Below are 25,893 nucleotides of genomic sequence, written 5' to 3' on the forward strand. Positions count from 1 at the left end.
GCGATATTTTCCGTCCAGCTACTCCTCGAAAATCAGCAGCAACGCCAGCGCGGAGCTGAACATCAGGCCAAATGTGATTGCGCCGATGATCCACAGGGGAGCCCCGCGCACTCCCACGGCGGACAATTTTTTAAGCGCCTTGCGGTAGCTGAAAAATCCTACGCCAAAGATGATGCCGCCGGTCACGATCAGCACGGCGCCCAGGGTGCGGGCGATCCATGCCGAATCCACGGAGCCGAGAAATCGGGCTATGGCCAAGCCGGCAGCCATGGCCGATATTCCGGTTCGACCCCAGGCCATGAAAGTGCGTTCCTTCGCGAGTAGGGTCCTCTGCTGGGCCCATTCCGTCCTGTCATGGGCCATTTCATTTTTGGACTCGGTGTTCATATCTTCTCCAGCACATTACCAACCTGACCTGCAGGCGGCGCGTCAGATCAGCTGGTTCGTCCCGCATTTTTTAATGCCATTCAACACAGCTTCAGTCTCGTGTCCGTCACGTTGCAGTTCCGTCAACTCTTCCAGCGGGATGTGACAGAGAATTCGATGGCCCCGGCCATTCTCCCGCCACGGCGGAACCTCTTGTTCACAGACCTGGCCATTTCCAGGAAGCGCCTCCCGTCTGGGGCACCGGGTATGGAAGCGGCATCCGGAGGGGGGATCCAGCGCGCTGGGGACATTGCCGGACAGACGGATGGCGTTCGGCTCGGCGTCCGGATCCGGAACGGGCACGGCGGAGAGCAGGGCCTCGGTGTAGGGATGCGAAGGTGGCGTGTAGATGGATTCCGCGGCCCCGGCCTCCACGATCTGTCCCAGGTACATGACCGCGATGTCGTCCGAAAAAAATCGCACCACGCTGAGATCGTGGGCGATGAAGATCATGGCCGAGCCGAAAGCCTGCTGGATTTCCAGGAGCAGGTTGATCACCGCGGCCTGCACCGAGACGTCCAGGGCCGAGACCGGCTCGTCGCAGATGATCAGGTCCGGTCTGCTGGCCAAGGCCCTGGCAATGCCGACCCTTTGCTTCTCGCCGCCGCTCAATTGGCGCGGCAGGCGTTGGCAATAGGATTCATCCAGGCGCACGGCTCGCAACAGTCGGATTACTTCCTCCCTGATCCGATGCTTCGGAACCGTTCTGAACCGCTGCAAAGGCCTGGCGATCTGCCACCCCACCGAGAAGGACGGATTGAGCGTGGAATCAGGATTCTGAAATACCATCTGCATTTCCCGAATCAAATTCGTATCCCTCCGGGAAACCTGATCCGTGGCGTCAAGCCCGAGAAAATGAACCTCGCCTCCAGTAATCGGTTCAAGACCGATCAGGCCCTTGACCAGCGTGGACTTGCCGCACCCCGATTCCCCCACGATGCCCAGGGTCCGCCCCTTGGCCACCCGCAGGCTCACGTCGTCCACGGCCTTGACGAATCTTTGCTCCCCCAGACCGAAGAGGCTGACCAGGGAATTGGACTGCTGGGGATAATAGATCCTGACTCCGTCCGCGGCGAGAACATCGCCCTGAAGAATACCCTTCGACAAATCATCAACCTTGTGCGGCATTCGGCAAGAGCGCCGCTGCTGCGCGATGTCTTCAGCGAAGATGCACCGGACAACATGACCAGGATCGATCTCCCGCAAATCCGGTCGACCTGACACGCATGCCGGGACGACATGGTCGCACCGCGGAGCGAAAACGCACGCGTTGCCGGGCCGCTGTGCCGGCGGCGGAATCCTGCCGCGAATGGGCGTCAGCCAGGATTCGTTCTTGCTGTCCCCAAGCCGAGGAATGCTGGCCAGCAAGCCCATGGTGTAGGGATGTCGAGGCCTGTGAAAGATGTCCTGCACCGGCCCCTGCTCCACCTGTTCTCCGGCGTACATCACGCAGACCTGATCGCTGATCCGCGCCACGACGCCCAGATTGTGGGTGATGAAGAGGATGGCCGCCTGGAATTCGCTCTTGAGTTCCGCGATCAGGTCCAGCACTGCGGCCTCCACGGTTACGTCCAACGCCGTGGTGGGCTCGTCCATGATCAGCAGCGCCGGATTGTTGAGCAGGGCCATGGCAATGACGACCCGCTGCTGCTGGCCTCCCGAAAGCTGGTGTGGATAGCGCAGCATCATCTCACCTGGATCGGGCATGTTGACCCGTCCCAGCATGGCCACGGATCGGTCCCGCGCCTCGCTCCAAGGCAGGGACTGGTGACAGGTGAGGACCTCCGCCAGCTGCTCTCCCACCCTGACCGATGGATTGAGAGCCTGCATGGGGTCCTGGTAGATCATGGCGATGCGGTTGCCCCGCAATCTTTTCAGCTCCCGCTCGGACCGGCCCACCAACTCCTTGCCCTGGAAGAGCACGCTGCCCTGGACGATCTTTCCGTTGCGTCCCAGAAAGTTGACGAGACCGTAGGCGACGGTGCTCTTTCCGCAACCCGATTCGCCCACCAGACCCAATGTCTCCCCCGCCCGGATTTCAAACGAAACGCCGCGCACCGCATCAATATCGCCCTGCCGGGTTTCATAGGCGATCTTCAGGTCCCGGACCTGAAGCACCGCGTCACGGTCCTGGCGGTCATCCCTGTTCACCGTCCTCTCCGTCGTTATTCAACATGCTCTTGCATTCATCTTCAATGACAATCACCCTATTGATACTTCATTGTCTCTTCCCGGATTCCGTCAGCCAGCAGGTTCAGACCGACCACCAGCGAGGCGATGGCCAGCGACGGCCACAGCGCCGCCCAGGGACTGCCGGCCATGATGAATTCACGCCCTTTGGCGACCATGCTGCCCCAGTCCGGCGACGGCGGGGGCAGTCCCAGCCCCAGAAATCCCAGGGTGCCCATGGCGAAGACGGCGTAGCCCACGCGCAGCATCCCGTCCACGATGATCGGCCCCCGGGCGTTGGGCAGTATTTCCACGAACATGATGTACCAGGAGCTCTCGCCCCTGGTCTGGGCCGCGCGGACGTATTCCCTGGTCTTGATGTCCATGGTCAGGCCTCGAACCAGACGGGCGATGCCAGGGGTTCCGACAATGGTCATGGCGATGACGATGTTCACCGCGGATTGGCCCAAGGCGGACATGATCAACAAGAACAGCAGGATGATCGGAATGGCCAGCATGGCATCGAGCAGACGCATGATGATTTCGTCCGTCCAGCCCCCGCGGTAACCGCTGACCAGACCCAGCGTCACACCGGCCATCATGGCGACCAGGACGCCCCAGATGGCGGTTCCGCCGGGAATCCAGAAGTTTTCGGTCACCGGCAGGATGATCAGCACCACCCTCGCCCCGTAGATCAGCCGGGCCCAGAGATCGCGTCCCAGTTCGTCGGTGCCCAGGATATGTTCGCGAGAAGGCCCCTGATTGGGAGCCTGCCAATCCTGCTCAAAAGGGGTGTAACTGGTGAACAGGGGCGCGAAGATCGCCGTGATCACCCAGAACATGACGATTGCCAGCCCGATCATGGCTGAAGGGGAAGATCGCAGCAGACTGAAAGTGCGTCCGACGGCCGAAAACCGATATGTTCCGACAGGAGCTGAAACCACGTCCGGGATCAGGACTGAGGTCGTGCCGGGAGCCTGCTTCTCATGCGGCTGTTTGGTTATTGATTCTTGTCTCGCGTGCTTCATGCCTACCCGTAACGGATTCGCGGATTCAGGAAGGTGTAGATAATGTCGGCGACAAGTTGGGTGCCCACGGCGAGAACGACCAGCACCATGGAACCGGCCTGCAATGCGTTAACGTCCTTGGACATGGCCGCGTCGAACAAATACTTGCCCAGGCCGGGATATCCGAAAACCACCTCCACGATCACGATTCCGCCCATCAGCCAGTTCACATGGAGCATGATCACCGTAATCGGCGCCATCAGCGCATTCTTGACCGCATGCCGGAAGACGATGCGCCGGTACGAAAGTCCCTTCAGAAAGGCCGTGCGGATGTAAGGTGAACGCATTACCTCCACCATGCTCGCCCGGGTGATGCGCAGAATGTAACCCAGTTCCACCAGGGTCAGGGTCAGCACCGGCAGCACGAGCATGTCCGGCCTCTGCCAGGGCGCCGCTTCACCGAACACGGCGGCTCCGGGCAGCCATCCCAGCCACATGGACATGATCAGGATCAGAAATATTCCGGTGACGAACTCCGGGATCACGGAAAAGATCATGCCTCCCACGGAAAGTATCCTGTCCGTGGAGCTGCCCTCCTTGAGCCCGGCGAGCATGCCCAGACACAGGGCCAGGGGCATAACCGCTACGAATGCCGATCCCGCGAGAACCAGGGAGTTGCGCAAACGAAGAGTCAGGCTTTCCGCAACCGGCCGGCCCGTGCGCAGGGACACGCCCGGATCGCCGCGCAAAAACCCCTTCTTGAGCGGGATGTACTCCACCGGCCCGCCGCTGGTCTGCATCCAGCCCGAGCCCATGACAAAGCTCCAGACCGTGGTGTCCGTGTCCTTGCGCCACTTCACGGCACTATTAACCTGACTGACGCCCCAGAACGTTCCCACCCCGGCCTCATCCAACTCCCACCGGTCATTGTCCGTAAAAACCTCGTCCGGACCGTCCGGGTTACGGACCACGGCCAGGATATTCTCCCCCTGCAACTTCCACCGGATCAGGCGGCCGTCCTGAAGTTCGGCCCACCATTCCTGAAAGCCGTCTTCGGATCTGATCCGCCGCAGGGGCAGCCCCACCTTTTGCGACGCATGCCAATCGCTGCCCAGCAGCCAATATGTGTATCGCAGGTAAACGGGCTTATCCAAGCCCATCTGGGCCAGGAAAGACTCCTCCTGCTCTTGAGTGACGAAGCTGCCCAGCACGTTCCGAGCCACGTTCCCGGGAGACGATTCGGTGATCAGGAACACGGCCGCGGAAACCAGAAGCATGGTCAACAGCAGAAGCAGCAGGCGCCGCAGGATGAATCGGGCCATGAGCTCAGTAAAGACTTGCCGGAATCCGGGGTCCGCTCGTTATGAATCCCGCCAGACTGGGCGCTGTGAAACAGGTCGGGCTCAGGACAGCCACAGGTCCGCGCAGAATATGTAGCGGTTGGGGTGCGAGACCATGTTCTGCACTCGTTTGCGCGTCACCGCCCACATGTTCTGCCAGTAGCTGATCCCGATGGACCCTCTGTCCATCTGGATCTGTTGCAGCTTGCAGAAGATGTTCCTGCGTTCATCAACATCAAGGGTTCCGTTGGCCTGTACCAGCAGCGTGGAGAATTCCTCATCCACCCATCTCGTCTCGTTCCAGGCTCCGGGGTTGCCGTCTTCATCCGCGGTATAGGCCAATGACAGGTTCATGGTGCCCAGAGGCCGATGGGTCCAGGGCGTGATGCCCAGATCCACCTCGGTCCACTTCTCCCAGTACTGGCTGGTGGGCATGGTCCGGATGTTGATCCGGAAGCCGGCCGGGGCCGCATCCTGCTGCAGAATCTCCGCATAGCGCACCACGTCGCTCCAGTCGTTGCCCACGGCGAGATCAACGTCCAGACCGTATTCATAACCTGCTTCCCGCAGCAGCTGTCGGGCTTGTTGCGGATCGTAGCCTGGAATGGACATCTGGCAATATTCAGGATGATTCTGATAAACGTGCGTGTCATGGGCCTGAAGCCCCTCACCAAAATAAGCAAGTGCGAGGATTTTCTCCCGGTGCTGGCAGAGCCTGAGAGCGGTCCGCACCCTGTTGTCGTCCCAGGGCTGGAGATCCACCCGCATCCGCAGCACCCGGGCCGTGCAGGTACTCACCGGAATGACGTTCACTCCCGGGTCGTCCTTGAGAACCTGGTGAACGTCCGTGCCCGCGGCGTCGCTCAGGTCGATCATGTCGATCTCCCCGGACTGCAGCGCCGCGATCTGGGGCGACATCTCCGTGCCCATGTCGATGAACTCAACGGTATCAATAAACGGCAGCGCCTCGCCGTCCTGTCCTTTGCGCCAATATCCGTCCCTGCGCCGGAGCATGCATCGTTCGCCTTCCCTGTATGCCTCCAGGGTGTACGGCCCTGTTCCATGGGGCCTTCTAAGAAAGTCGCCTTCAAACGTGCGGTGGTTGAGCACGATGGCCGGGTAGTGAAAAAAATGCTCGGGCACGCCCATCTCCGGCCGTTTCAGGTGCAGCTTCACCTGATGGTCGGTCACACGTTCAATATCCGTGACATCAAGATAGTCGCCGACCATGCCCAGAAGAGATGAGCCCACATCCTTGTCCAGCCATTGGTTCATGGTAAAAATCACATCGTCGGCAATGAACGGGTCGCCGTTGTTGAACTCGACCCCCTGGCGCAGGTTCAACGTCCAGGTCTTCAGATCATCTGAAACCTCCCAGTTCTCAAGAAGATAGGGATGGGTGACGTTGTTCTCGTCGGTCAGGGTCAGGTATTCCGCCACCTGACGGAGCTGTTGCGAAGGAGCCACCCAGGAAAATTGAGCGGGATGAGTCACTTTCTGAATGGGAGAGGAAACCCTGAGCGCGCCGCCCCGCTTCACGGCAGCCCAGGCTTTTCTAGGTTGTGCAAGGTTGGCCATTGAGGCAGCAGCGCCCACGGAAAGGCCCAGCAGAGCTGCAAACCTGATGAACTCCCTACGGGACAGTTTCCTTTTCACATGATTATCGAGCAAGTCCGGGATTCCCGGATGCATTCCTGGGTTGCCGTTCATGAGTCCTCCTTGAGAAAATGCTGGCGTCAGCCCGCGACAAGGTCATATTCAAACCCTGATGAGATGGAACAGGAACCATGGCCGATGAAAAACCAAATCAAAAAATTTAAGTAAAGCAACTTCCATGCCTTGACACTTTTATTCGGACATTCCCAGATTTGCGCAGCTTTCTTGTCTTGAAAGAAAATTTAATTACGTTACATTTCAGAACAGTATGCTACATTATCTTCTTCCAACCATCTCCCATACAACAACCAATGCGGTTGCCAAAAACCAATTTCGCCTTATACTATGCTTTACATGCCTGTACGAAAGAGGCATGTTGCAACTACCTCATCAAAGAAGTCGGGTGCTCCGAAAGGACCGTTCGGCCCAAGCCAATAAAGGAGAGGGCATGGAAAAAAATAGGTGTGACCGTTCGAGCTGCAAGAGCAATCCTGTAGCAAGTTTGAACAATCAACACTCCGCCAAAAACGGGTTTGATCCGGAATTGATGTTCGTCGAATGCCATAAATGCGGACGCCCCTTGATCTGGAACCAGGGCGAAGCCAGCCAGATCGTGGAACAGTCCGGAATTGACTGCAAAAAATTGGATTCTCAGTGTTTGATCCTGGCTGAAGGGTGTCCTCACTGTGCCCCGGGCGAAGGCGGCTACATGGTCCGCGTGGTACGGCTCAGGGAAGACGGCTACAAGGACGTCAAGGAACAGGGCCACTAGCGACGCCGCCGCTCCGGCGGCCGTTGATCAACACAAAATCCTCCTTCCACATACCACCATAACCGCACGGGGCGAACTTCGTTCGTCCCGTGCCTTTCTTTCTCATGCTTCCCACCGCGTCAGAACCCGCAGATCGACACATCACCAAACGCAAGCCCGAATGGCTGCGCGTGCAGCTGCCCCGGGATTCCCGTTTTTCAAGACTCGGGTCCATGTTGAATGGTCTGGGCCTGTCCACGGTCTGCCGCAGCGCACGTTGTCCGAACATCTGCGAATGCTTTTCCACCGGAACGGCAACGTTCCTGATTTTGGGCGACGTCTGCACGCGCTCCTGCGCCTTTTGCAACATTGCGTCCGGAAGCCAACCAGCCCCCCCCATGGAGGATGAGCCGGCTCGGGTCAGCAAGGCAGTGGGCCAGATGGGTCTGACCTACGCAGTGATCACCTCGGTCAGCAGGGATGACCTGCCGGATGGCGGGGCCGGACACTTCGCGCGGGTCATCTCCCAACTCAAGCAGGAAATTCCCGGCCTGACCGTGGAAACCCTGATCCCGGACTTTCAGGGAAGGGAAGAATCCTTGGCAACAGTCCTGACTTCCGGAGTCGACGTGCTGAACCACAATCTGGAGACGGTCCCGGAACTGTACCCCAGGGTCCGGCCGCAGGCAGCATACCACCGCAGCCTGGAGCTTCTGGATCGAGCCAAGGCATGGTCAATATCGTCTGCCAACGGCCAATTTTCGGCTCTACGCACCAAAAGCGGCCTGATCCTGGGCCTGGGCGAAACCAGGAACCAGTTGCGCCGGGTGATGGCTGATCTGGCCTCCGTGGGGTGCGACATTCTGACCATGGGCCAATATCTGGCCCCGTCGGCACGCCACCATCCGGTAATGCGCTGGCTTCCGCCTGAGGAATTCAGTGAGCTTGCCGAAATTGCCCGAAAGGAAGGCATCCCCACGGTCTTCTCCGCGCCCCTTGTCCGCAGCAGCTACCATGCCCACGAAGTGGCGTCCGCCGAGGCAACAAGGTAAGTTACGACTAAAACGCAACCCAATCCATTCACCCGCAACCATCAATCCACCGACATGAACACACATTCAGCACAGCCTTTCACCATTGGCCTGGTTCAGATTTCCATACCCGCCGATCCCGCCGAAAGCCTGGCCAAAGCCGAAGAGTACGTCCGTCAGGCGGCACGTCTGGGAGCCCAGGTGGTCTGCCTGCCGGAACTGTTTCGCGGCCCGTATTTCTGCCAGCACGAGAACCACGACGTGTTCAACCAGGCCGAAGCCATTCCCGGCCCTTCGACGGAAACCCTGGGCAAGGTGGCGGCGGAGGAAGGCGTGGTGGTCCTGGCATCCCTTTTCGAGCGACGCGGTCCTGGCGTCTACCACAACACCCTGGCGGTCATCGACGCTGACGGAACCATCCCGGGCCTCTACCGCAAGATGCACATTCCGGATGACCCTGGCTACTACGAGAAGTTTTTCTTCGCTCCCGGCGACACCGGATTCAAGGCCTTCGACACCCGGTTCGGCCGGGTCGGCACCCTGGTCTGCTGGGACCAGTGGTATCCGGAAGCTGCCCGCCTGACGGCCCTGCAGGGAGCGATGACCCTTTTTTATCCCACGGCCATCGGCTGGCACCCCGAGGAAAAGGCTGAATTCGGCCGGGAACAGCTGGAAGCCTGGATCACGGTCCAGCGCGGGCACGCCGTGGCCAACGGCATCTATGTGGCCGCCGTGAATCGTATCGGGCACGAAATCTCCGCTGACGGCGGACCCGGCATTGAATTCTGGGGCAACTCCTTCGTGGCCGGTCCCATGGGGGAAATCCTGGCCCAGGCCTCATCCAACCGGGAAGAAATCCTCCTGGCCGAGGTGAACCCAACGCGCCTCGAAACCGTCCGCCGCCACTGGCCCTTTTTCCGCGACCGACGCATCGACGCCTACGGCGGCATCACCAGCCGTTTTCTGGATCAAACTTGATCATGATGTATTCAGACGCAGATTGTCTTCTCTGGCAATGCAAGCCATAATTCGACTCAACAATATGGTTTTCCACTAATCTGTTTCCGTACCGCGCATAGGGGGTAAGTCATGCTCAGAACAGTGAAAGCCACCTTAGAGGCAGACGGGAGTGTTCGCTTGCATGAACAAGTTCAGGTGCCATTTCCTTGTCGAGCAATTGTTACCATACTTGATGAGCCGGAAGATTTTGAAACAGCTCTCCTGAGTCAGGAATCTTTGGCTCAGGACTGGGAACGTCCGGAAGAGGATGCGGCATGGTCTCACCTTCAGTAGGAAGCGTGATTCTTGTCAAATTTCCATTTACAGATCTCTCGGCAACAAAGCTGCGACCCGCTGCAGTTCTTGCTTTTTCCGGAAAGGGAGATTGGCATGGTGATTGGATTTTGTCTCAGATAACAAGTAACCCTTATGCAGACATTAATGCCGTTGAAATCATTGATACTGATTTCGGGTCCGGCTCCTTGATGCGTACAAGCTATGTTCGACCCGGTAAGCTATTTACAGCAAACCAATCGCTCATGGTTAAAAATGTTGGGCAGCTGAATCAATCAGCATTTGCTCGCATCATCAAATCGGTCCTTTCGATTTTGCAGCCACCTCACTAGAATCGCTAAAGATACTTAATTCAGTAAATATTGATCTAACCGGATTAGTTTTTTGACATGCAAATATTTCCACGTCTTCCCGCGGAATGGGAACCGCATGCGGCTACCTGGCTGGCTTGGCCGCATAATGCAAGGGACTGGCCGAGCAAGTTTGCGCCCATCCGGTGGGTGTACGCCGAGATTGTCCGGCATCTGGCCGAGTCCGAGCCGGTGCGGATTCTGATCAGGTCGCAGCGTCAGGAACAGGAAGTCCGGGGGCTGCTCGCCAGGGCGCACGCCGACTTGAACCGGGTTTCCTTCTTCCACATCCCCACGAACCGGGTCTGGACCCGCGACTACTGCCCGGCATTTGTGCAGGACCAGAACGGAAACGTTGCCGCGGTTCGCGCGGGCTTCAACGGCTGGGCAAAATATCCGGATCACGAATTGGACGCCGCCGTACCGGAGAAAATCTCTCAGGCCCTGAACCTGGACATTACGCCCATGCTTTTCCAGGGCCGCCCCTTTATTCTCGAAGGCGGCGCCATCGACTCCAACGGCAAAGGGACGCTTCTGACCACCGAGGAATGCCTCCTGGATCAGCAGACCCAAGTCCGCAATCCCGGCCTGACGCGAGCCGACATCGAAACAACCCTGCGGCAATACCTGGGTATTTCCAATGTCCTCTGGCTTGGCCGCGGCATTGCCGGCGACGACACCCATGGCCATGTGGATGATCTGTGCCGCTTCGTGAACCCGCGCACCGTGGTCCTGGTCCAGGAAGACGATCCCGGGGACGACAACTACGAAGCGCTGCGGGAAAACCGCGAACGGCTGGAAAGCGCCCGGCTGGAAGACGGCTCCAGACCGGAGCTCGTCCCGCTGCCCATGCCTCGGCCGCTGTTTTTTGAAAATACCCGCCTGCCGGCCAGCTACGCCAATTTCTACATCGGCAACCAGGTCGTGATCGTGCCCACGTTCAACGATCCCCAGGACAGGGTAGCCTTAGGCATTTTGGCCGAGCTGTTCCCGAACCGCCGCGTGGTGGGCGTTCATGCCGTGGACCTGGTCTGGGGGTTCGGCACCCTGCATTGCCTGACCCATGAACAGGCCGCTCCAATCACCACCTCTCCATGATCGTCCCGCGGGACTCCCACAACTCCGCCTTGCTGCCGGTTCACGATCTGGGGATGACGCCCTACCGCAGGGCCTTGGACATCCAGAGGAAAGCCGTACAGGAAGTGATCGCCGATGAACCCCAGCGGCTGCTGGTGGCGGAGCATCCTCCGGTCATCACCCTGGGCCGCAACAGCGGCCTGGAACACCTTCATGTTTCCTCCGATTATCTCGTCGAAAAAGGCATCGAGCTGGTGCAAACATCCCGGGGGGGCGGCATTACCTGCCATTTTCCCGGCCAGCTGGTGATCTATCCCATCCTGCGTATGGACCGCCGCCCCGGCGGTTTGCGCCAATTGGTCCGGGATCTCGAAGACGCCGCCATCCACGCCCTGAGGGAGCTCGGTCTTGCCGCACGGCGCGTTCAGGACCGGCCCGGAGTATGGATCGGCGCCCGCAAGGTCGCCTCCATCGGTCTAGCATTGAAAAACTGGGTCAGCTACCATGGCCTGGCTCTGAATGTCTGCCGGGATACCAGTCTTTTCAACCTCATCACGCCCTGCGGCCTGAAGGACGTCCAAGCCACCTCCGTGCACACGGAGCTGAATCGTGAAGAGCCGGATATGGCCACGATGAAGCACTGCCTGCTGGAACACCTCGGGAAACTTTGATCGAACCGCGGCGTTTCTTGCCAGCCGTTCACCTAGGATATATTCTCGAATGAAATCTATTGAACCAATAGATCTTTCATCTGGCGACCATTGCGTCTGGATTCATCCGCATCTCAAACCCGTATCCGCGAGGTAGATTATGTCCACGCCACGAACCATGAGTGTCCAGGTCCAGACCGGCCAACTGCGGTCCAGTCCCTCATTCCTTGGATCCATTGTCACGGAAGTGAGATATGCCCAACAGGTTCAGGTTATGGAGGAGCGGGCCGGATGGATGCGCGTGAGCGTTCCCGGGGTTGCGACCACTGGCTGGATTCACGGCTCGGCCCTCAGTCCCCGGCGGATCGTGCTCCAGGCCGGCGACGAGGAGGTGCGCAGAGCCGCCACCACCGGAGAGATCGCTCTGGCCGGGAAAGGCTTCAACCAGGAGGTGGAACGTGAGTTTCGGACTCAGAACAGGGACGTTGACTTCTCCGTGATCGACCGGATGCAGAGCACGGAGGTTCCCATACCACGGGTGCAGCAATTCGCCCGGGAAGGGCAATTAAACCTGTAACCCGCCCTGAGCCACAGGAGATAAAACCATGACCATTTGGAACAGAAGGGAATTTCTGGAGTGGACCGGGAAAGCTGGCCTAGCCGGTCTTTGCGCCGGTCCTTTGCTGGGCGGTCTGCTTTCCGGCTGCCAGACCGTGGATATTGCCGCCGGAGTCGGAAGGGCCGCTGGCGTACTGGACGAGCAGCAGGCCGAATCATTGATGCGGGCTGGCGGAGCGTTGGCCCGCAGCTTCGAGGACATCACCCCGGAGCAGGAATACTACATCGGCCGGACTGTTGGAGCCGTTCTGCTCACATCATACCAACCATATCCCGACCAGGCGGCCAACGACTACATCAATCTGATCGGAACGCTGGTCAGCCTGAATTCAAACATGCCGGAAACCTTCGGCGGCTACCATTTTCTGATTCTGGATTCCCAGGAAATCAACGCCTTTGCCGCACCGGGCGGATTGATCTTCGTCACCCGGGGTATGCTGCGCTGCTGCACTTCCGAAGATGCCGTGGCCGCGGTCCTGGCTCATGAAATCGGCCATGTTCAGCATCACCACGGCATCCAGACCATTCAGCGCGCCCGTTTGACATCCGCCTTCACCATTCTTGCGGCCGAAGGCGCGAGAACTCTCGGCGGCCGCGACCTGGTGGAACTGACGGAGATTTTCGAGCAATCCGTCTCCGATGTCGTCTCCACCCTGGTGGTCAACGGATATTCCCGCGCCGCGGAGCGCGAGGCCGACAGCGCGGCCGTAACCATCCTGCACCGGGCCGGGTACGACAGCGCGGCTTTGGTGGACATGCTGCAAGTCATGGACATGCTGCTCCAGCCCGGCGGCCGGGACTACGCACGAACCCACCCCCCACCGGCCAGCAGGATCCAGGATATCCGGCCCATGCTTCCTCCTCGTCGCCCTGAAATTACCGCGGCCAGACAACAACGTTTCCACCAGGCCCTGCGGCACGTCTGATCCTGCGCGTATGGCCCGCCGTTCGTCCGGAAAGATTCTGCTCCAGGTTCTGGCCACCGGAATGGGCGCGGCCGTTCTGGCCCTGCTGCCCTGGTTTTTCGGCGCATTGGAAAACTGGGAAGCCCAAACCTGGGACATGCGGGTCGTGCGTTTGGCTGAGCCGGGACCGGCCACCGGCGATATCGCGCTCATTCTCCTGGATCAGCAAGGTCTGGACTGGGGGCAGGAGCAGATGGGGCTGAGCTGGCCCTGGCCCCGGGAAATCCACGCCGCGATCATCGATTACTGTCGCCGCGCCCATGCCGCCTCCCTGACCCTAGACATCCTGTTCCTGGAGCCATCAGCTTACGGCGTGGAAGACGACGCGCTTCTGGCTCAGGCCCTGGAACGTTTCGGGGCGACGGCCCTGGCCGCGTTTCTCAGCCGGGCCGAGACCGGTGGGCGCGCCACCTGGCCCGAGGATGTTCCCCGACCGGCCTGGACCGTTGACGGCCTGGACGAGTGGCTTGCCACAGCAGAGCCAGATTTTTTTGCCACCCGGATCAGCCCTCCGCTGACCGAACTGGCCCTGTCCGCCTCCATCCTGGGAAACGTACAGCAACGTCCGGACAGGGACGGCGTGTTCCGACGGATGCGTCCCCTGGATTTCTTCGACGGGATTGCCGTCCCTACACTGGGCCTGGCCGCCGGGCTGGCCGCTGCCCCCGAAGCCCAGTCCCAACTGACCCATCAGGAATTGAATCTGGACGGCAACAGCATCCCTCTCGATTCCCAGGGCGCCGCGATCCTGCGCTTTCGCGGCCCTTCGGGAACGCATGCGGCCTACAGCGCCGCTGCTGTGCTGCAGTCGGAGATTCGCCTCCGGGAAGACCCGGACGCTTCATTGAAGCCTGTTCTGGATCCGGAGCTGCTCCGGGGAAAGCATGTGTTCTATGGCTTTTCCGCCCCCGGCCTTTTTGATCTGCGTCCCACGCCTGTCAGCGGCGTCTACCCCGGGGTGGAGATCCAGGCCACCTTCCTGGACAACTTCCTCTCCCAGGATTTTCTGCGCGACCTCCCCCGGGAACTGACCATTGCCCTGGTGCTCGGCCTTTGCCTGCTCACGGCCCTGGTTTTGGCCATCTGGCGCTCTCCGCTGACCGGAACGCTCCTCGGCCTGGCCATGCTCCTGGTTCCCGTGGCTCTGGCCGTGACGGCATATCATCTCGGCTGGTGGATGCCCCTGCTGGTCCAGGAAGCCGGCGTCGCCGCGGCGGCCCTGCTGGGACTAATTTACAACTACGCCACCGAGGGACGCCAGCGACGATTCATCAAGAACGCCTTTCAGCAGTATCTGAGCCCTCAGGTCATCGAGCAGCTCATTGCCGATCCTGACCGACTCCGTCTGGGCGGAGAACGCAAGATCCTGAGCATCTTCTTCTCAGATCTGCAGGGCTTCACCACCATCTCCGAAAAACTTGATCCTGAAGAACTGACCGCGCTGCTCAACGACTATCTCTCGGCCATGACCGACATCATCCAGGAGGAAGGGGGCACCGTGGACAAGTTCGAGGGCGATGCGATCATCGCCTTCTGGAACGCCCCGCTGGACGTGCCGGATCACGCGCTGCGCGCGGTGCGCACGGCCCTGCGCGCCCAGGCCAGGCTGGCGGAACTCAGGCCGAAGTTCCGCGAACGTACGGGCCACGACCTGTTCATGCGCATCGGCATCAATACCGGACCCGCCGTTGTCGGCAACATGGGTTCACACAACCGCTTCGACTATTCCATGCTTGGGGATGCCGTAAACCTGGCGGCGCGTCTGGAGGGGGTGAACAAGCAGTTCGGGACCTACACGATGATTTCCCAGGCCACGAAAGATGCTGTGGGCGAAGTGCTTGCCATGCGCGAACTGGGCCGCGTAGCCGTTGTCGGTCGCGCCGAGCCGGTGACCGTGTACGAACCTCTGGCCGATGATTTTGCAAAGGCCAATGCCCCGGCGCTGAAAAGCTTCAACCAGGGCTTGCAAGCCTATTACCAGGGCGATTTTGCCGAAGCCGTCCGAATTTTCAGCATCCTGGCCCATGGCGATCCCGTGGCCGCCAGATATCTGGAAATCTGTCGCGACTTGCCGCCCCAGCCGCCTGAAAACTGGAACGGCGTCTGGAAGATGACTTCAAAGTGACGTGCGGCGCAACCTATCGCTCGCACCCACTATGCCCCCACGCAGCGAGCCTCTATCTTGCGTCTTTATCCCTGTGGACCGTGGTGGGAAAGACCATCTGGCCGCCCAAGTAGCCTAGCCCCATGACCAGCAAGGCGAGAAGTAGAACAAGCAGGCTGTACGTCCAGTTGAAAAAGGGGAACCTGACGAGATCCGACGCGCGCAGGATTATCGCCGCGACTCCCGCTCCCATCAGAGTCACGGCCAGGCGGATCTTCCAGCGGACCAGCGAGGGCTTCTTGAACCGGTAGTTGATCCATAGCGTCAAGAAGCCGGTGCCCACCGCGACTGTCGCGGACAATACGCCCAGGACGAGCATGATGAAGGCAAAGACTTCGAAGTTCAGACCGGTGTTCGGCCCGAAGGCAAAATACAGCAGCAGGAACAGCAGGGCCGTGGTCAAATAGGCTATGGGATAGTGTACGCTGATGGGGTGGGGATGACGGCGCAGCATGGGGAAGTAGCGCAGCAGAGGCTTCATGAAGTCCGGCATGTCCCTGCTGCGCTGTTCCGGCGCCAGAACCCCCACCTCCTTGACCCGCTTGCTGGCGAAAACCTCGGCGAAATGGGGCGCGGCCGCCAGTTGATCCGTCAGGTCGACTCCGGACAAATGCATGTGCATGTGCGTTCCGTTCCTCCACAAAGGACTGTCGGAAAGATCATACACCGTCCCCTCAAAAACGACATACACTGGACGGCCTTCCTGGCCGTCTCCTTTGCGAACCTCTTCAAGCGTAAACTCACGTATAGCCTTGGACATGACTTTTTCCTCGCGCCGCTCCCGGCTCATGGAACCGTAGAGGTTCCGGGATGAAGAGAAGCGCCTTCAGCCATTCTATGTTTGTTGGTCGACCTTGTTCGTCTCTTGAACCGTTGATCATTTGACCTGTGGCTCTGCAAGGCTGCGGAACTCAAATTCCTTGCGCCAGCCACGGACCCATTCGGAATCGTCTTCCGCCAATCCTTCATCTTCGCCGCGAAGCTTTCGTTCCTCGACGTTTCGTTTCTGTTTCGCCTCAAGGGCAAGCTGCTGCAGCTTCGTCTGGAATGCCTCATCCTTTTCCAAAGGAATCGTTTCCTGAGCATAGGCCTCGATAATCAACAGATGCTTGCGCACACACATCTCGCTTTCCGTTTCACAGGGGCAATCCTGATCCGTGAGATGGCTCTGCAACAGAAGCATTTCTTTCAGAAGTTGCTCGTACTGCCACTTCAAAATCGGCGTCATTGTTTCCGTCATTGAATACCTCTCATGATGATTTTGATGTTCGGTTATTGATGACCCGGCAGGGTCCTAGGAACAAGGAGCGGTGACTTACCTGTCTTTCTCCGGGAAAAAAGACATCCAAGTGGCCATCAATAAGGATGCCAGGAAAAGGCTTGAGAATTATGCCTTTGGAAATAGGTGGTTACTAGAAACGGCAGTATCGAGGGCGAGCGAAACCCCATGCCCGAAGAATCAATTCTTAAGAAACAAGACTCTCTTTGCCAATATTTTCATAACCACTCAAGTGCTTGGACAGACTACCGGCCGTGGGGTAGAAATAATGAAAAGTATTCATAAAAGTCGCTCGACGAACACTATCCACAAACCATGGACACCGTTATGACATTTCCTCTCGAACAACTTGAGGCCAAGTTGCGCGGCATGCTCCACCAGGGCATGCGCCTGGGTGAATCAACGGTCAAGAACATGCTCCAGATCCTGGCCGCCAAGGATGCACAAGAACTCGCTTCCCGGTTGACGGATCACGAGGATGCCGAGGCTTGGTCCATGCGCGACCTGGCGCTTTTCCCGGATCATGAGTTTGCACTGACCGTGGAGGCCTGGCTGCTGGAGCAGGAAACACGGCTTGGGGAACTGCCGGCGGTGAATCACCAGGAACTCACCGATCTGGCGGCAATGCTGGACCATGCTGTAATCATCCTGCGTCTCCCGGACCAAAGCAGGGTCCAGCTCGTCCTGGACGTAGAGGAAGCATTCCGCTTCGTGACCCGTCTGAATCTGCAAAAGACATTTCCTTCATTAATTAAAGCCTTTCTTGCTGAGCTACGCGAAGCTGGAAATACCGATCTTGTACCTGCCGTACGCTTGGCGTGCAGACAGGCTCGCTTAACATGGACCACGGCGAACGAGACCTTCGTCCTGAACCTGTTGCAGGGCTGTTTCGCCGCCGATGAAAATGACGCGCTACGTCGCCAAACTCTGGATCTGGTACAATGGTGCCTGCGCTTTCTGGAGCATGCCGGTGAAGACATTCCGGGCGCATTGGCCCGCCGGCGCGATGAACTGCTCAAGAACCTGGATCAGGCGGAGGAGATGGAGCGAATCCGGAAGAAGTACAATTTTGAAACCCGGCGCATGTTGGGCATCGTGGAGCAGCACCTGGAAGAGACCGCCCTGCAGGACGAACTGGCCCTGGTGGAACTGGTCGCCCGAGCAACCGGCGGCTATCCGTCGCAATATCAGGTCATGCGAAAAAATCTGGGCGAGGCCCGAACCATGGGCGACATGCACGACATCATGGATGGCTGAACCGGATCTGCCTTGATAATCGAAAGCGGATCCCCAGGAATCACCGTAGTTTTACCTCTGGGACCGCCGCACCCCGGTGCGGCAAGGCAGGCAATCCCGCTTCACGTGGAACCTTCGCGCTCAAATGGTGCCGCACCGGGGTGCGGCGGTCCCGGGGAGAGTCACCGTTCGATAACTGCGCCCATTCGCGCGGACAGGGAGGCCAGCCCCGCCAGAACCGCCAAGCTTAGGGCCAGTGCGGCGATAGTCACGTCCCTGTCCAGAAAATATCCCAATAATATCGGCGAAATTGAAGTCGCGACCACCATTATGGACTGGTTCATGGACCGGATCGCGCCAAGGTGCAAAACGCCGTACCGCTCCGCCCAAATCGTCCCCGCGGCCGTGGCGGCCAGACCCTGCGTGGTCCCCACAAGACCCAGGTAGATGTACAAAACCGTGCTTCCCGGCACCGATGCCAGAATCAGCAGCCCGCTGATGATCGGAAGCAGAGCCAGAGGCAGGGCTTTTCCGGCGCCCAGACGATCCACCAGAGGTCCGGCGGCGAAAAGCGCTCCGAAATGGCAGAGCGCATAGAAGGAAAAACCAGCGCCCAACATCTCCAGGGACCAGCCCCGCTCCGCGGCAAAGGCCGTCTGGTGAAAAAACAATGCAGTTACGGCAAACGGGGTGAACAGCGTTGCCGGCAAAATAAGATAGAAGCCGGGGTCTCGGAGAACTTCCCGGCGATTGAAGCGACTGCGATCTGGACCGGATTTGGAACCTGCCGGATTTTTCCCGACAAGCTCCTGTGGCTGCGGCGCATTGCGGGCGAGAAAAGCCAGGGCAGGCAGAACCAGGAGACAGAGAAATACTGCGCCCGCCAGCCAGGGCAACCGCCAGCTGCTCCAGACAACCAGGAACGCCGCGGCTGCCGGAAGCACGGCCTCGGCCAGTGGGAAGCCCATTGCGGCCAGGGCCACGGCCCTGCCGCGGTGCGCCGGAAAATACCTGGCCGCGGTGGTCATTCCGACATGGGAGATCATGCCCTGTCCGCCGAAGCGGATGCAGATGAAACCCAGACCAAGGATCAGAACCCCGGGTGCGAACCCAATCAGCACGCAACCGCCGGCCAGGATGAAAACAGCCAGGGCTGTAATACGGGGCAGGGTCCAGGTATCCACCAGCGCGCCGAATCGGAGCAACAAGAACGCACTGCAAAGCGTGGCCGCACTGTACAGGCTGCCGTAGGCGGTATGAGACAAGTCGAAGGCGTGGCGGATATCGGCGCCGAAGATGGACACGAAGAAAGTCTGCCCAAAGCCTGATGCCGCAGTGGCTCCCAGTGCAAAGAAGGCCAGACGCGGATTGGACGCCATGAAGGTCGGAAGTCGATGATGCAGCGGTTTCATCGGAAAATCGTACCGCCAAAGCCCAAAAACGACAAACGCCGCCCAGCCCTCAGGCTGCGCGGCGTTGCATATGGCGGCGAACTTGTTCAGCGAGAACTCAGTTCAGACCCTTGGCGACCATCTTGGTCAGACGCAGCAGTTGGTTGCAAAAACCGGATTCATTGTCGTACCAGATGATGACCTTGGCCATCCTGTCCCGAAGAACCGTGGTGCATGGTCCGTCCACTACTCCGCCGTAGGTGCTGCCGTTGAAGTCGATGGAGACCAGCGGTTCCTCGGTGTAGCCCAGAACATTCAGCAGCGGACCTTCGGCGGCTTCACGCAAGGCCTGATTAAGGGTTTGGGCATCGGCGTCATTGGCCAATTCGACCACCAGATCCACAAGGGAGACATTGGGCGTGGGCACCCGTACGGCCATGCCGTCCAGGCGGCCCTCCAGTTCCGGCAAAACCTGGGTCACGACCCGGGCCGCACCGGTGGTGGTGGGCAGCATGGACATGGCCGCGGCCCGGCCCCTGCGCAGATCCTTATGCGAACCATCCAGAATGCGCTGACTCATGGTATAGGAGTGAATAGTGGTCATCAGGCCGTGCTCAATGCCGAACCGGTCGTTCAGCACCTTGGCCACCGGCGCCAGACAGTTGGTGGTGCAGGAAGCGTTGGAGACGATGTGATGCTCCGCAGGTTGGTAAGACTGATCATTCACACCCATGACGATGGTCAGATCGGGATCTTTTCCCGGAGCGGCGATCAGCACTTTTTTTGCCCCGCAATCGAGATGCTGCTGACAGGGCTCCCGGGACGTGAACTTGCCCGTGGTTTCCAAAACAATATCTACACCCAGATCCCCCCAGATCCATTCACCGGCTTGTTTGCGGGTCACGGCGACCTGCTTTCCGGCCAGCTCAAAGCCCTTATCGTTGGCCTCGGCCGTATCGCTCAATCGACCGTGAACCGAATCGTATTTGAGCAGGTGCACCAGAGCGGAATTCTCGGCCCTGGCATTTACGGCAACCAGGGTGACATCGGGATCCGCTGCCAACAGTCGGGTCATGTACCGGCCGATCCGGCCGAACCCGTTAATTCCGATGCGAACAGACATGGTGTTCTCCCTTGAGAATATGATTATATGAACGAAAACCTACCTGACGTATAGGAAACTCCTCCACAACCCGGTTATTTGATTTGGTGGGTCAGCTCACCCTTGGCGTATAAAACCTCCATGACCTCCATGGACAACGGCTTGATTTTGGAGGCGTAGCCGGCCGTGCCGAAGGCCTGGAAGCGCTCCAGACATATTCCCTTCATGGCCTCGGAGGAAGCCTTCAGGTATTTCCGGGGATCGAAATCCTTGGGCTTCGTGGCCATGTGCCGACGAATCGCGCCGGTGGCGGCGAGACGCAGATCCGTGTCGATGTTGATCTTGCGCACGCCGAACTTGATGCCCTGCTGGATCTCCTCCACCGGAACTCCGTAGGTCTGGCCCAGGTCGCCGCCGTACTCGTTGACGATCGCCAGCCAGTCCTGGGGCACCGAGGATGAGCCGTGCATTACCAGGTGCGTGTTGGGGATACGCTCATGAATCTCCTTGATCCGGCTGATGGCCAGAACCTCGCCGCTGGGGGGGCGGGTAAACTTGTAGGCCCCGTGGCTGGTGCCGATGGCAATGGCCAGGGCGTCCACCCCGGTCTTTTTCACGAAATCCGCGGCCTGCACCGGGTCCGTAAGCATCTGCTCGCGGGTCAGCTTGCCTTCCGCGCCCACGCCGTCTTCCTTGCCAGCAATGCCTGTCTCCAGCGAACCCAGCACGCCCAGCTCGCCTTCCACGGAAACACCGCAGGCATGGGCCATCTCCACCACCTTGGCCGTTATCTCCACGTTGTACTCGTAGGTGGCGGGAGTCTTGGCGTCTTCCATCAGGGAGCCGTCCATCATCACCGAGGAAAAGCCGGCCTGGATGGAACGGGCGCAAACCGCCGGGGAGGCCCCGTGATCCTGGTGCAGACACAGGGGAATGTGGGGCCATTCCTCCATCGCCGCCTGGATCAGATGGCGGATGAACACGGATCCGGCGTATTTGCGGGCGCCGGCGGAACTTTGCAGAATCACCGGGCTGTCGGTTTCATTGGCCGCATGCATGATGGCCTGTACCTGTTCCATGTTGTTCACGTTGAACGCGGGGACCCCGTACCCGTGTTCCGCCGCGTGGTCCAAAAGCTGCCGTAGAGTGATCATTGCCATGGGAACCTCCGATTTTTGTCGAATGAAATCATTTTCTGTCTAACGCTCCAGGAGCTGCTCAAGGCGCTGTGCAGCGGCCTCGGGAGTGAAGTTGAAGTGCGCGAACAGCTGGTTTCCGGGAGCGGATTCGCCAAAGCGCCGCATCCCCAGCACATCTCCGTCCTGTCCCACCAGATGACGCCAGGACTCTGGCACGCCGGCCTCCACGGCCAAACGGACGCCGACATCCCGGGGCAGAACCGATTGTTGATATTCCTGGTCCTGAGCGTCGAAAAGCTCGATGCAGGGCATGGAAACGACGCGGACTTTCAGGCCCTTGGCGGACAACAATTTGGCCGCCTCGACCGCCACGTCCACTTCCGAACCGGAAGCCATGATGATCGCCTCGGGAAGCCCCTCGCAGTCCTTCAGTACGTACCCGCCGCGCCGGATGTTTGCCATGGCTTGTTCATCGCGTTCCTGATGGGTCAGGTTCTGCCGGGAAAGAATCAAGGCCGTCGGCCCGTCATGGCGCTGCAAGGCCTCGGCCCAGGCCGAAGAGGTCTCCACGGCATCGCAGGGCCGCCAGACGCGCAGGTTCGGGATCAGACGCAACGAGGCCGTGTGCTCGATGGGCTGATGCGTCGGACCATCCTCGCCGACTCCGATGGAATCGTGGGTCAAGACATGGATGGTGCGCAGCTCCATCATCGCCGCCATGCGCAGGGCGTTGCGGGAATAGTCGGAAAAGACCAGGAACGTGCCGCCGAACGGGATGAACCCGCCATGCGCGGCAATCCCGTTCATGATCGCGGCCATGCCGAATTCGCGCACCCCGTAGTAGACGTAGTCGCCGTTCCATACGGTTTTGGCCAGGGGCTTCGCACCGGACCATTTCGTCAGGTTGGAGGCCGCCAGGTCGGCGGAACCGCCCAGGAGCTCGGGCAGGACGGGCGTAAAATACTCGATGGCCTTTTGAGAGGCCTTGCGCGTGGCCAGCTTCTCTCCAGCCGCGGCGGTCGTCCTTACAAACTCCTGAGTGGTCTGCATGAATCCGTCAGGCAACTCCCCGGCCATTCTCCTGGTGAACTCAGCGGCCAACTCCGGGTAGGCGGCGGAGTATTCCCGGAATTTTGCGCTCCATGCTTTCTCCAGCTCCATGCCGCGTTCCCGGGCATCCCAGCCCGTTTTGATCTGCTCCGGGATCTCGAAAGGTGCGTGCGGCCAGTCCAGATTCTTCCGCGTAGCAGCGATCTCAGCGTCACCCAGGGGTGAGCCGTGACAATGCTCGGTGCCGCAGACATTGGGTGCGCCAAAACCAATGACGGTTTTGCAGCAGATCAGGGAGGGGCGATCGTTCTCGGCCTTGGCTTCGAGAATAGCCCGCCGGACGGCTTCGCCGTCATGCCCGTCCACGTTGCGCACGACATGCCAGCCGTAGGCCTCGAATCTGGCCGGGGTGTCGTCCGCGAACCAGCCGCCGACATTGCCGTCAATGGAAATCTGATTGTCGTCGTAAAACGCCGTCAGTTTGCCCAAGCCCAATGTTCCGGCAAGGGAGCAGACCTCATGGGAAATACCTTCCATCAGACAGCCGTCTCCGAGGAAGACATAGGTAAAGTGGTTCACAATGTCGAAATCGTCTCTATTGAAGTGTGCAGCGAGAACCCGTTCGGCCACGGCCATGCCCACGGCGTTGCCCAGCCCCTGACCCAGCGGGCCGGTGGTGGTCTCCACGCCGGGAGTGATACCGCGTTCCGGGTGTCCGGGTGTCTTCGATCCCAGTTGCCGAAAGTTCTTGATGTCCTCGATGGTCAGGTCGTAGCCGGACAGATGCAGCAGGGCGTACAGCAGAATCGAGCCGTGCCCGTTGGACAGCACGAAGCGGTCCCGATCGGCCCATTGCGGGTTGGCCGGGTTGTGGCGCAGAAAATCGTTCCACAAAACCTCGGCAATATCGGCCATGCCCAGAGGGGCTCCCGGGTGCCCGGACTGGGCTTTCTGAATGGCGTCCATGCTCAATGCACGAACGGCATTGGCCAACTTTCTACGCTGAGACATATTTTCTCCTTGGAATTACTGAATTACAGCAAATGACGTGTGTAAGCGGATGTCAGAGAGGATCGTCATAACTTGTCGCGGATTTACTCCTGAGCGCGGCCCCCCCCGCAAACTTTTTGGTAGCACCGGTTTGTGGTGGAGCGCAATATGCAGATCCGTGCCTCCAGCTCCAAAAAAGGTTCCACCAAGCAGACCAAATGCCCGGCAATTTTCAACAATGCCGTACTCGCTATAATCGAAACGAAAGCAGTAATTCGCTGCAAGGGACCATACTGTTCAAACAACAGCATGAGTTGCTGCCACGTCATCAACCTTTGCCATCTTAGAGCATGCCGGATAAAAACCATTTCGCCAGCTGGCGGCCTTTGGATACGTTGCTCGCCGACGCGCTTTGGATTGTCCTGCAACCCCGATACAAGGAGACCCTCTCATGTCCCAGGAAACCCCGCAACGCAACCTTGCTCTCGACCTTGTTCGTGTAACCGAAGCCGCGGCTCTGGCCTCTTCCAGATGGCTGGGCAAAGGCGACAAAGAACACGGCGATTTCGCGGCCGTGGAGGCCATGCGTCTCAGTTTCAGCGCCATTGACATCAAGGGCACCGTGGTCATCGGAGAAGGCGAAAAAGATGAGGCGCCGATGCTCTATAACGGCGAAAAGTTGGGCACGGGCAACGGTCCGGAGGTGGACGTCGCGGTTGACCCGGTGGAAGGAACGCGGCTGCTGGCCTTTGGCCGGCCCAACGCCATTGCCGTGGTTGCGCTGGCCCCGCGGGGAACCATGTACAACCCCGGTCCCGCGTTTTACATGAAAAAGATGACCGTGCCCTCTGAGGCGAAATACCAGGTGGACATCAAGGCGCCGGTGGCCGAGAATCTGCGCCGTGTTGCCAAGGCCCTGGGCAAGTCCGTGGACGACATGGTGGTCTTTGTCCTTGACAAGCCGCGTCATGCCGGCTTGATCAGGGAAATCCGCGAAGCCGGTGCGCGCATCCAACTGCATACGGATGGCGACGTGGCCGGGGCGTTGATGGCCATTACCCCGGGCGGCGAAGTGGACATGATGATCGGAACCGGGGGCACTCCCGAAGGCATCCTGGCCGCCGTGGCGATCCGGATCATGGGCGGAGAAATGCAGTGCATGCTCGATCCGCAGTCCGACGCTGAACGCGAAAGCGTGCAACAAGCCGGATACAGCCTCGAGCGGGTCCTGACCGTGGATGATCTGGTTAAAAGCGACGACGTCTTTTTTGCCGCAACCGGCATCTCCGGCGGGACGTTTCTCAAGGGCGTGGAATTCACCGGCAAGGGAGCCGTGACCCATTCCATGGTCATGCGCGGCAAGACGGGCACGTTCCGGCTGATCGAGGCGCAGCATTCCTTCTCCAAGTTGATGCGCATCAGCGCCATTGAGTACGGCACGAAAAACGAACGCGCCTGAGTCAAAATCGTCATCACATACCAATGCAACGCCGAACACAATATTGCTCGTGTCGGCAATGCGGAAGAGGAGCATACAATGTCTTCCAATCAACCAATCATCCTTACGCCGTCCTTATTGTCGTCGGATTTCAGCCGCATCGGGGAAGAGCTGATCGCCCTGGAACAGGCAGGCCTGCAGTGGGTGCACTGGGATGTCATGGATGGAGCCTTTGTTCCCAACATCACCTTTGGTCCGCCGGTCATCAAGGCTTGTCGCAAAAAAAGCAGCCTGTTCTTCGACGTGCATTTGATGATCGAAAATCCGGACCGCTACCTGGCGGACTTCGTGGACGCCGGAGCCGACCTGCTCTGCGTTCATGCCGAGGCCTGCGTTCACCTGGAACGCACCGTCTCCGAAATTGCCCGCCTGGGCGCCAAGCCCGGCGTGGCCCTGAATCCGCATACGCCCCTGGACGTGGTGGAGTACCTGCTGCCTCAGCTGGAAATGGTACTGATCATGAGCGTCAATCCCGGTTTCGGCGGCCAGAAGTTCATCCCCTTCAGCACAAAGAAGATCCAGCGTTTGCGGGCCATGATCGAAGAGCAGGGCTTGAACACGCACATTCAGGTGGACGGCGGCGTCACGCCGGAGAACATCCGCGAACTTGCGCAGTGCGGCGCGAACATTTTCGTCTCCGGCTCCGCCTTCTTCGGCTTTCCACCCTATGACAAGCGTCTGGAGACGTTCATGCAGGCCGTGAAATAGTTC

24 protein-coding genes are annotated in these 25,893 nt (G+C 59.4%); 13 read left to right on the forward strand and 11 right to left on the reverse strand.

The genetic code is table 11. From position 1 onward, the window contains the following. Positions 1 to 18: 18 nt before the first annotated feature. The 5 genes from BLP93_RS05950 to BLP93_RS05970 all read right to left on the reverse strand — a co-directional run bounded on the left by BLP93_RS05950 (position 19) and on the right by BLP93_RS05970 (position 6,652). The gene (locus BLP93_RS05950) at positions 19 to 387 is read right to left on the reverse strand and encodes a YidH family protein (protein WP_092118545.1); all 369 of its coding nucleotides are present in this window, start codon (positions 385 to 387) and stop codon (positions 19 to 21) included. 42 nt (positions 388 to 429) lie between these two features. After that, positions 430 to 2,577, reverse strand: a complete 2,148-nt coding sequence (locus BLP93_RS05955; protein ID WP_092118548.1) for a dipeptide ABC transporter ATP-binding protein — start codon at positions 2,575 to 2,577, stop codon at positions 430 to 432. A 56-nt stretch (positions 2,578 to 2,633) separates the two neighbouring features. Next, positions 2,634 to 3,623, reverse strand: coding sequence for an ABC transporter permease (locus BLP93_RS05960; RefSeq protein ID WP_092118551.1), 990 nt, complete (start codon positions 3,621 to 3,623; stop codon positions 2,634 to 2,636). Between the two features lie 2 nt (positions 3,624 to 3,625). Then, the gene (locus BLP93_RS05965) at positions 3,626 to 4,924 is read right to left on the reverse strand and encodes an ABC transporter permease (protein ID WP_092118554.1); all 1,299 of its coding nucleotides are present in this window, start codon (positions 4,922 to 4,924) and stop codon (positions 3,626 to 3,628) included. Between the two features lie 81 nt (positions 4,925 to 5,005). Beyond that, positions 5,006 to 6,652, reverse strand: a complete 1,647-nt coding sequence (locus tag BLP93_RS05970; protein WP_092118557.1) for an ABC transporter substrate-binding protein — start codon at positions 6,650 to 6,652, stop codon at positions 5,006 to 5,008. 394 nt (positions 6,653 to 7,046) lie between these two features. On the opposite strand from BLP93_RS05970, the gene BLP93_RS05975 reads away from it, so the two are divergent. From BLP93_RS05975 to BLP93_RS06020, 10 genes are all read left to right on the forward strand, one after another. Further along, the gene (locus tag BLP93_RS05975; RefSeq protein WP_244148659.1) at positions 7,047 to 7,370 is read left to right on the forward strand and encodes a hypothetical protein; all 324 of its coding nucleotides are present in this window, start codon (positions 7,047 to 7,049) and stop codon (positions 7,368 to 7,370) included. Between the two features lie 104 nt (positions 7,371 to 7,474). Next, on the forward strand, positions 7,475 to 8,401 hold the full coding sequence (gene lipA / locus BLP93_RS05980; protein WP_092118559.1) for a lipoyl synthase: 927 nt from the start codon (positions 7,475 to 7,477) through the stop codon (positions 8,399 to 8,401). 54 nt (positions 8,402 to 8,455) lie between these two features. Then, the gene (locus BLP93_RS05985; protein WP_092118561.1) at positions 8,456 to 9,358 is read left to right on the forward strand and encodes a carbon-nitrogen hydrolase; all 903 of its coding nucleotides are present in this window, start codon (positions 8,456 to 8,458) and stop codon (positions 9,356 to 9,358) included. A 111-nt stretch (positions 9,359 to 9,469) separates the two neighbouring features. After that, positions 9,470 to 9,673, forward strand: a complete 204-nt coding sequence (locus BLP93_RS05990; RefSeq protein ID WP_092118563.1) for a hypothetical protein — start codon at positions 9,470 to 9,472, stop codon at positions 9,671 to 9,673. Next, positions 9,655 to 10,005, forward strand: coding sequence for a hypothetical protein (locus BLP93_RS05995; RefSeq protein ID WP_092118566.1), 351 nt, complete (start codon positions 9,655 to 9,657; stop codon positions 10,003 to 10,005). Before BLP93_RS05990 ends, BLP93_RS05995 begins: the two co-directional genes overlap by 19 nt. Before the next feature lie 57 nt (positions 10,006 to 10,062). After that, the gene (locus BLP93_RS06000) at positions 10,063 to 11,121 is read left to right on the forward strand and encodes an agmatine deiminase family protein (RefSeq protein WP_092118569.1); all 1,059 of its coding nucleotides are present in this window, start codon (positions 10,063 to 10,065) and stop codon (positions 11,119 to 11,121) included. Then, a complete protein-coding gene (gene lipB, locus BLP93_RS06005; RefSeq protein ID WP_244148660.1) occupies positions 11,118 to 11,771 on the forward strand; it encodes a lipoyl(octanoyl) transferase LipB in 654 nt (217 codons plus the stop codon). Before BLP93_RS06000 ends, lipB begins: the two co-directional genes overlap by 4 nt. A 139-nt stretch (positions 11,772 to 11,910) precedes the next feature. Beyond that, the gene (locus BLP93_RS06010; RefSeq protein WP_139162934.1) at positions 11,911 to 12,327 is read left to right on the forward strand and encodes an SH3 domain-containing protein; all 417 of its coding nucleotides are present in this window, start codon (positions 11,911 to 11,913) and stop codon (positions 12,325 to 12,327) included. Positions 12,328 to 12,355: 28 nt separating this feature from the next. Continuing rightward, entirely contained in the window at positions 12,356 to 13,294 is a 939-nt protein-coding gene (locus tag BLP93_RS06015; RefSeq protein WP_092118575.1) for a M48 family metallopeptidase, read from the forward strand. 10 nt (positions 13,295 to 13,304) lie between these two features. Beyond that, positions 13,305 to 15,458, forward strand: a complete 2,154-nt coding sequence (locus tag BLP93_RS06020) for a CHASE2 domain-containing protein (protein WP_092118578.1) — start codon at positions 13,305 to 13,307, stop codon at positions 15,456 to 15,458. A 52-nt stretch (positions 15,459 to 15,510) separates the two neighbouring features. On the opposite strand, the gene BLP93_RS06025 is transcribed toward BLP93_RS06020, so the two are convergent. After that, complete coding sequence (locus BLP93_RS06025; protein WP_161946206.1) at positions 15,511 to 16,257, reverse strand: DUF2231 domain-containing protein; 747 nt, start codon at positions 16,255 to 16,257, stop codon at positions 15,511 to 15,513. A gap of 117 nt (positions 16,258 to 16,374) precedes the next feature. After that, positions 16,375 to 16,737 (reverse strand): hypothetical protein, encoded by a 363-nt coding sequence (locus BLP93_RS06030; protein ID WP_092118584.1) that lies wholly within the window; start codon positions 16,735 to 16,737, stop codon positions 16,375 to 16,377. A 366-nt stretch (positions 16,738 to 17,103) separates the two neighbouring features. On the opposite strand from BLP93_RS06030, the gene BLP93_RS06040 reads away from it, so the two are divergent. Next, entirely contained in the window at positions 17,104 to 18,033 is a 930-nt protein-coding gene (locus tag BLP93_RS06040; RefSeq protein ID WP_092118589.1) for a hypothetical protein, read from the forward strand. A 161-nt stretch (positions 18,034 to 18,194) separates the two neighbouring features. On the opposite strand, the gene BLP93_RS06045 is transcribed toward BLP93_RS06040, so the two are convergent. The 4 genes from BLP93_RS06045 to tkt all read right to left on the reverse strand — a co-directional run bounded on the left by BLP93_RS06045 (position 18,195) and on the right by tkt (position 23,705). Continuing rightward, complete coding sequence (locus BLP93_RS06045) at positions 18,195 to 19,424, reverse strand: MFS transporter (protein WP_092118592.1); 1,230 nt, start codon at positions 19,422 to 19,424, stop codon at positions 18,195 to 18,197. 97 nt (positions 19,425 to 19,521) lie between these two features. After that, complete coding sequence (gene gap / locus BLP93_RS06050) at positions 19,522 to 20,526, reverse strand: type I glyceraldehyde-3-phosphate dehydrogenase (protein WP_092118595.1); 1,005 nt, start codon at positions 20,524 to 20,526, stop codon at positions 19,522 to 19,524. 74 nt (positions 20,527 to 20,600) lie between these two features. Then, entirely contained in the window at positions 20,601 to 21,665 is a 1,065-nt protein-coding gene (gene fba / locus BLP93_RS06055; RefSeq protein WP_092118598.1) for a class II fructose-bisphosphate aldolase, read from the reverse strand. A gap of 39 nt (positions 21,666 to 21,704) precedes the next feature. Continuing rightward, on the reverse strand, positions 21,705 to 23,705 hold the full coding sequence (gene tkt, locus BLP93_RS06060; protein WP_092118601.1) for a transketolase: 2,001 nt from the start codon (positions 23,703 to 23,705) through the stop codon (positions 21,705 to 21,707). A gap of 430 nt (positions 23,706 to 24,135) precedes the next feature. Between tkt and glpX the strand changes: the two genes are divergently transcribed. Next, a complete protein-coding gene (gene glpX, locus BLP93_RS06070; protein ID WP_092118607.1) occupies positions 24,136 to 25,143 on the forward strand; it encodes a class II fructose-bisphosphatase in 1,008 nt (335 codons plus the stop codon). A 78-nt stretch (positions 25,144 to 25,221) separates the two neighbouring features. Then, on the forward strand, positions 25,222 to 25,890 hold the full coding sequence (rpe, locus tag BLP93_RS06075; protein ID WP_092118610.1) for a ribulose-phosphate 3-epimerase: 669 nt from the start codon (positions 25,222 to 25,224) through the stop codon (positions 25,888 to 25,890). Positions 25,891 to 25,893 lie beyond the last annotated feature (3 nt).

This window comes from Desulfonatronum thiosulfatophilum (assembly GCF_900104215.1).
Taxonomy (GTDB): Bacteria; Desulfobacterota; Desulfovibrionia; order Desulfovibrionales; family Desulfonatronaceae; genus Desulfonatronum; species Desulfonatronum thiosulfatophilum.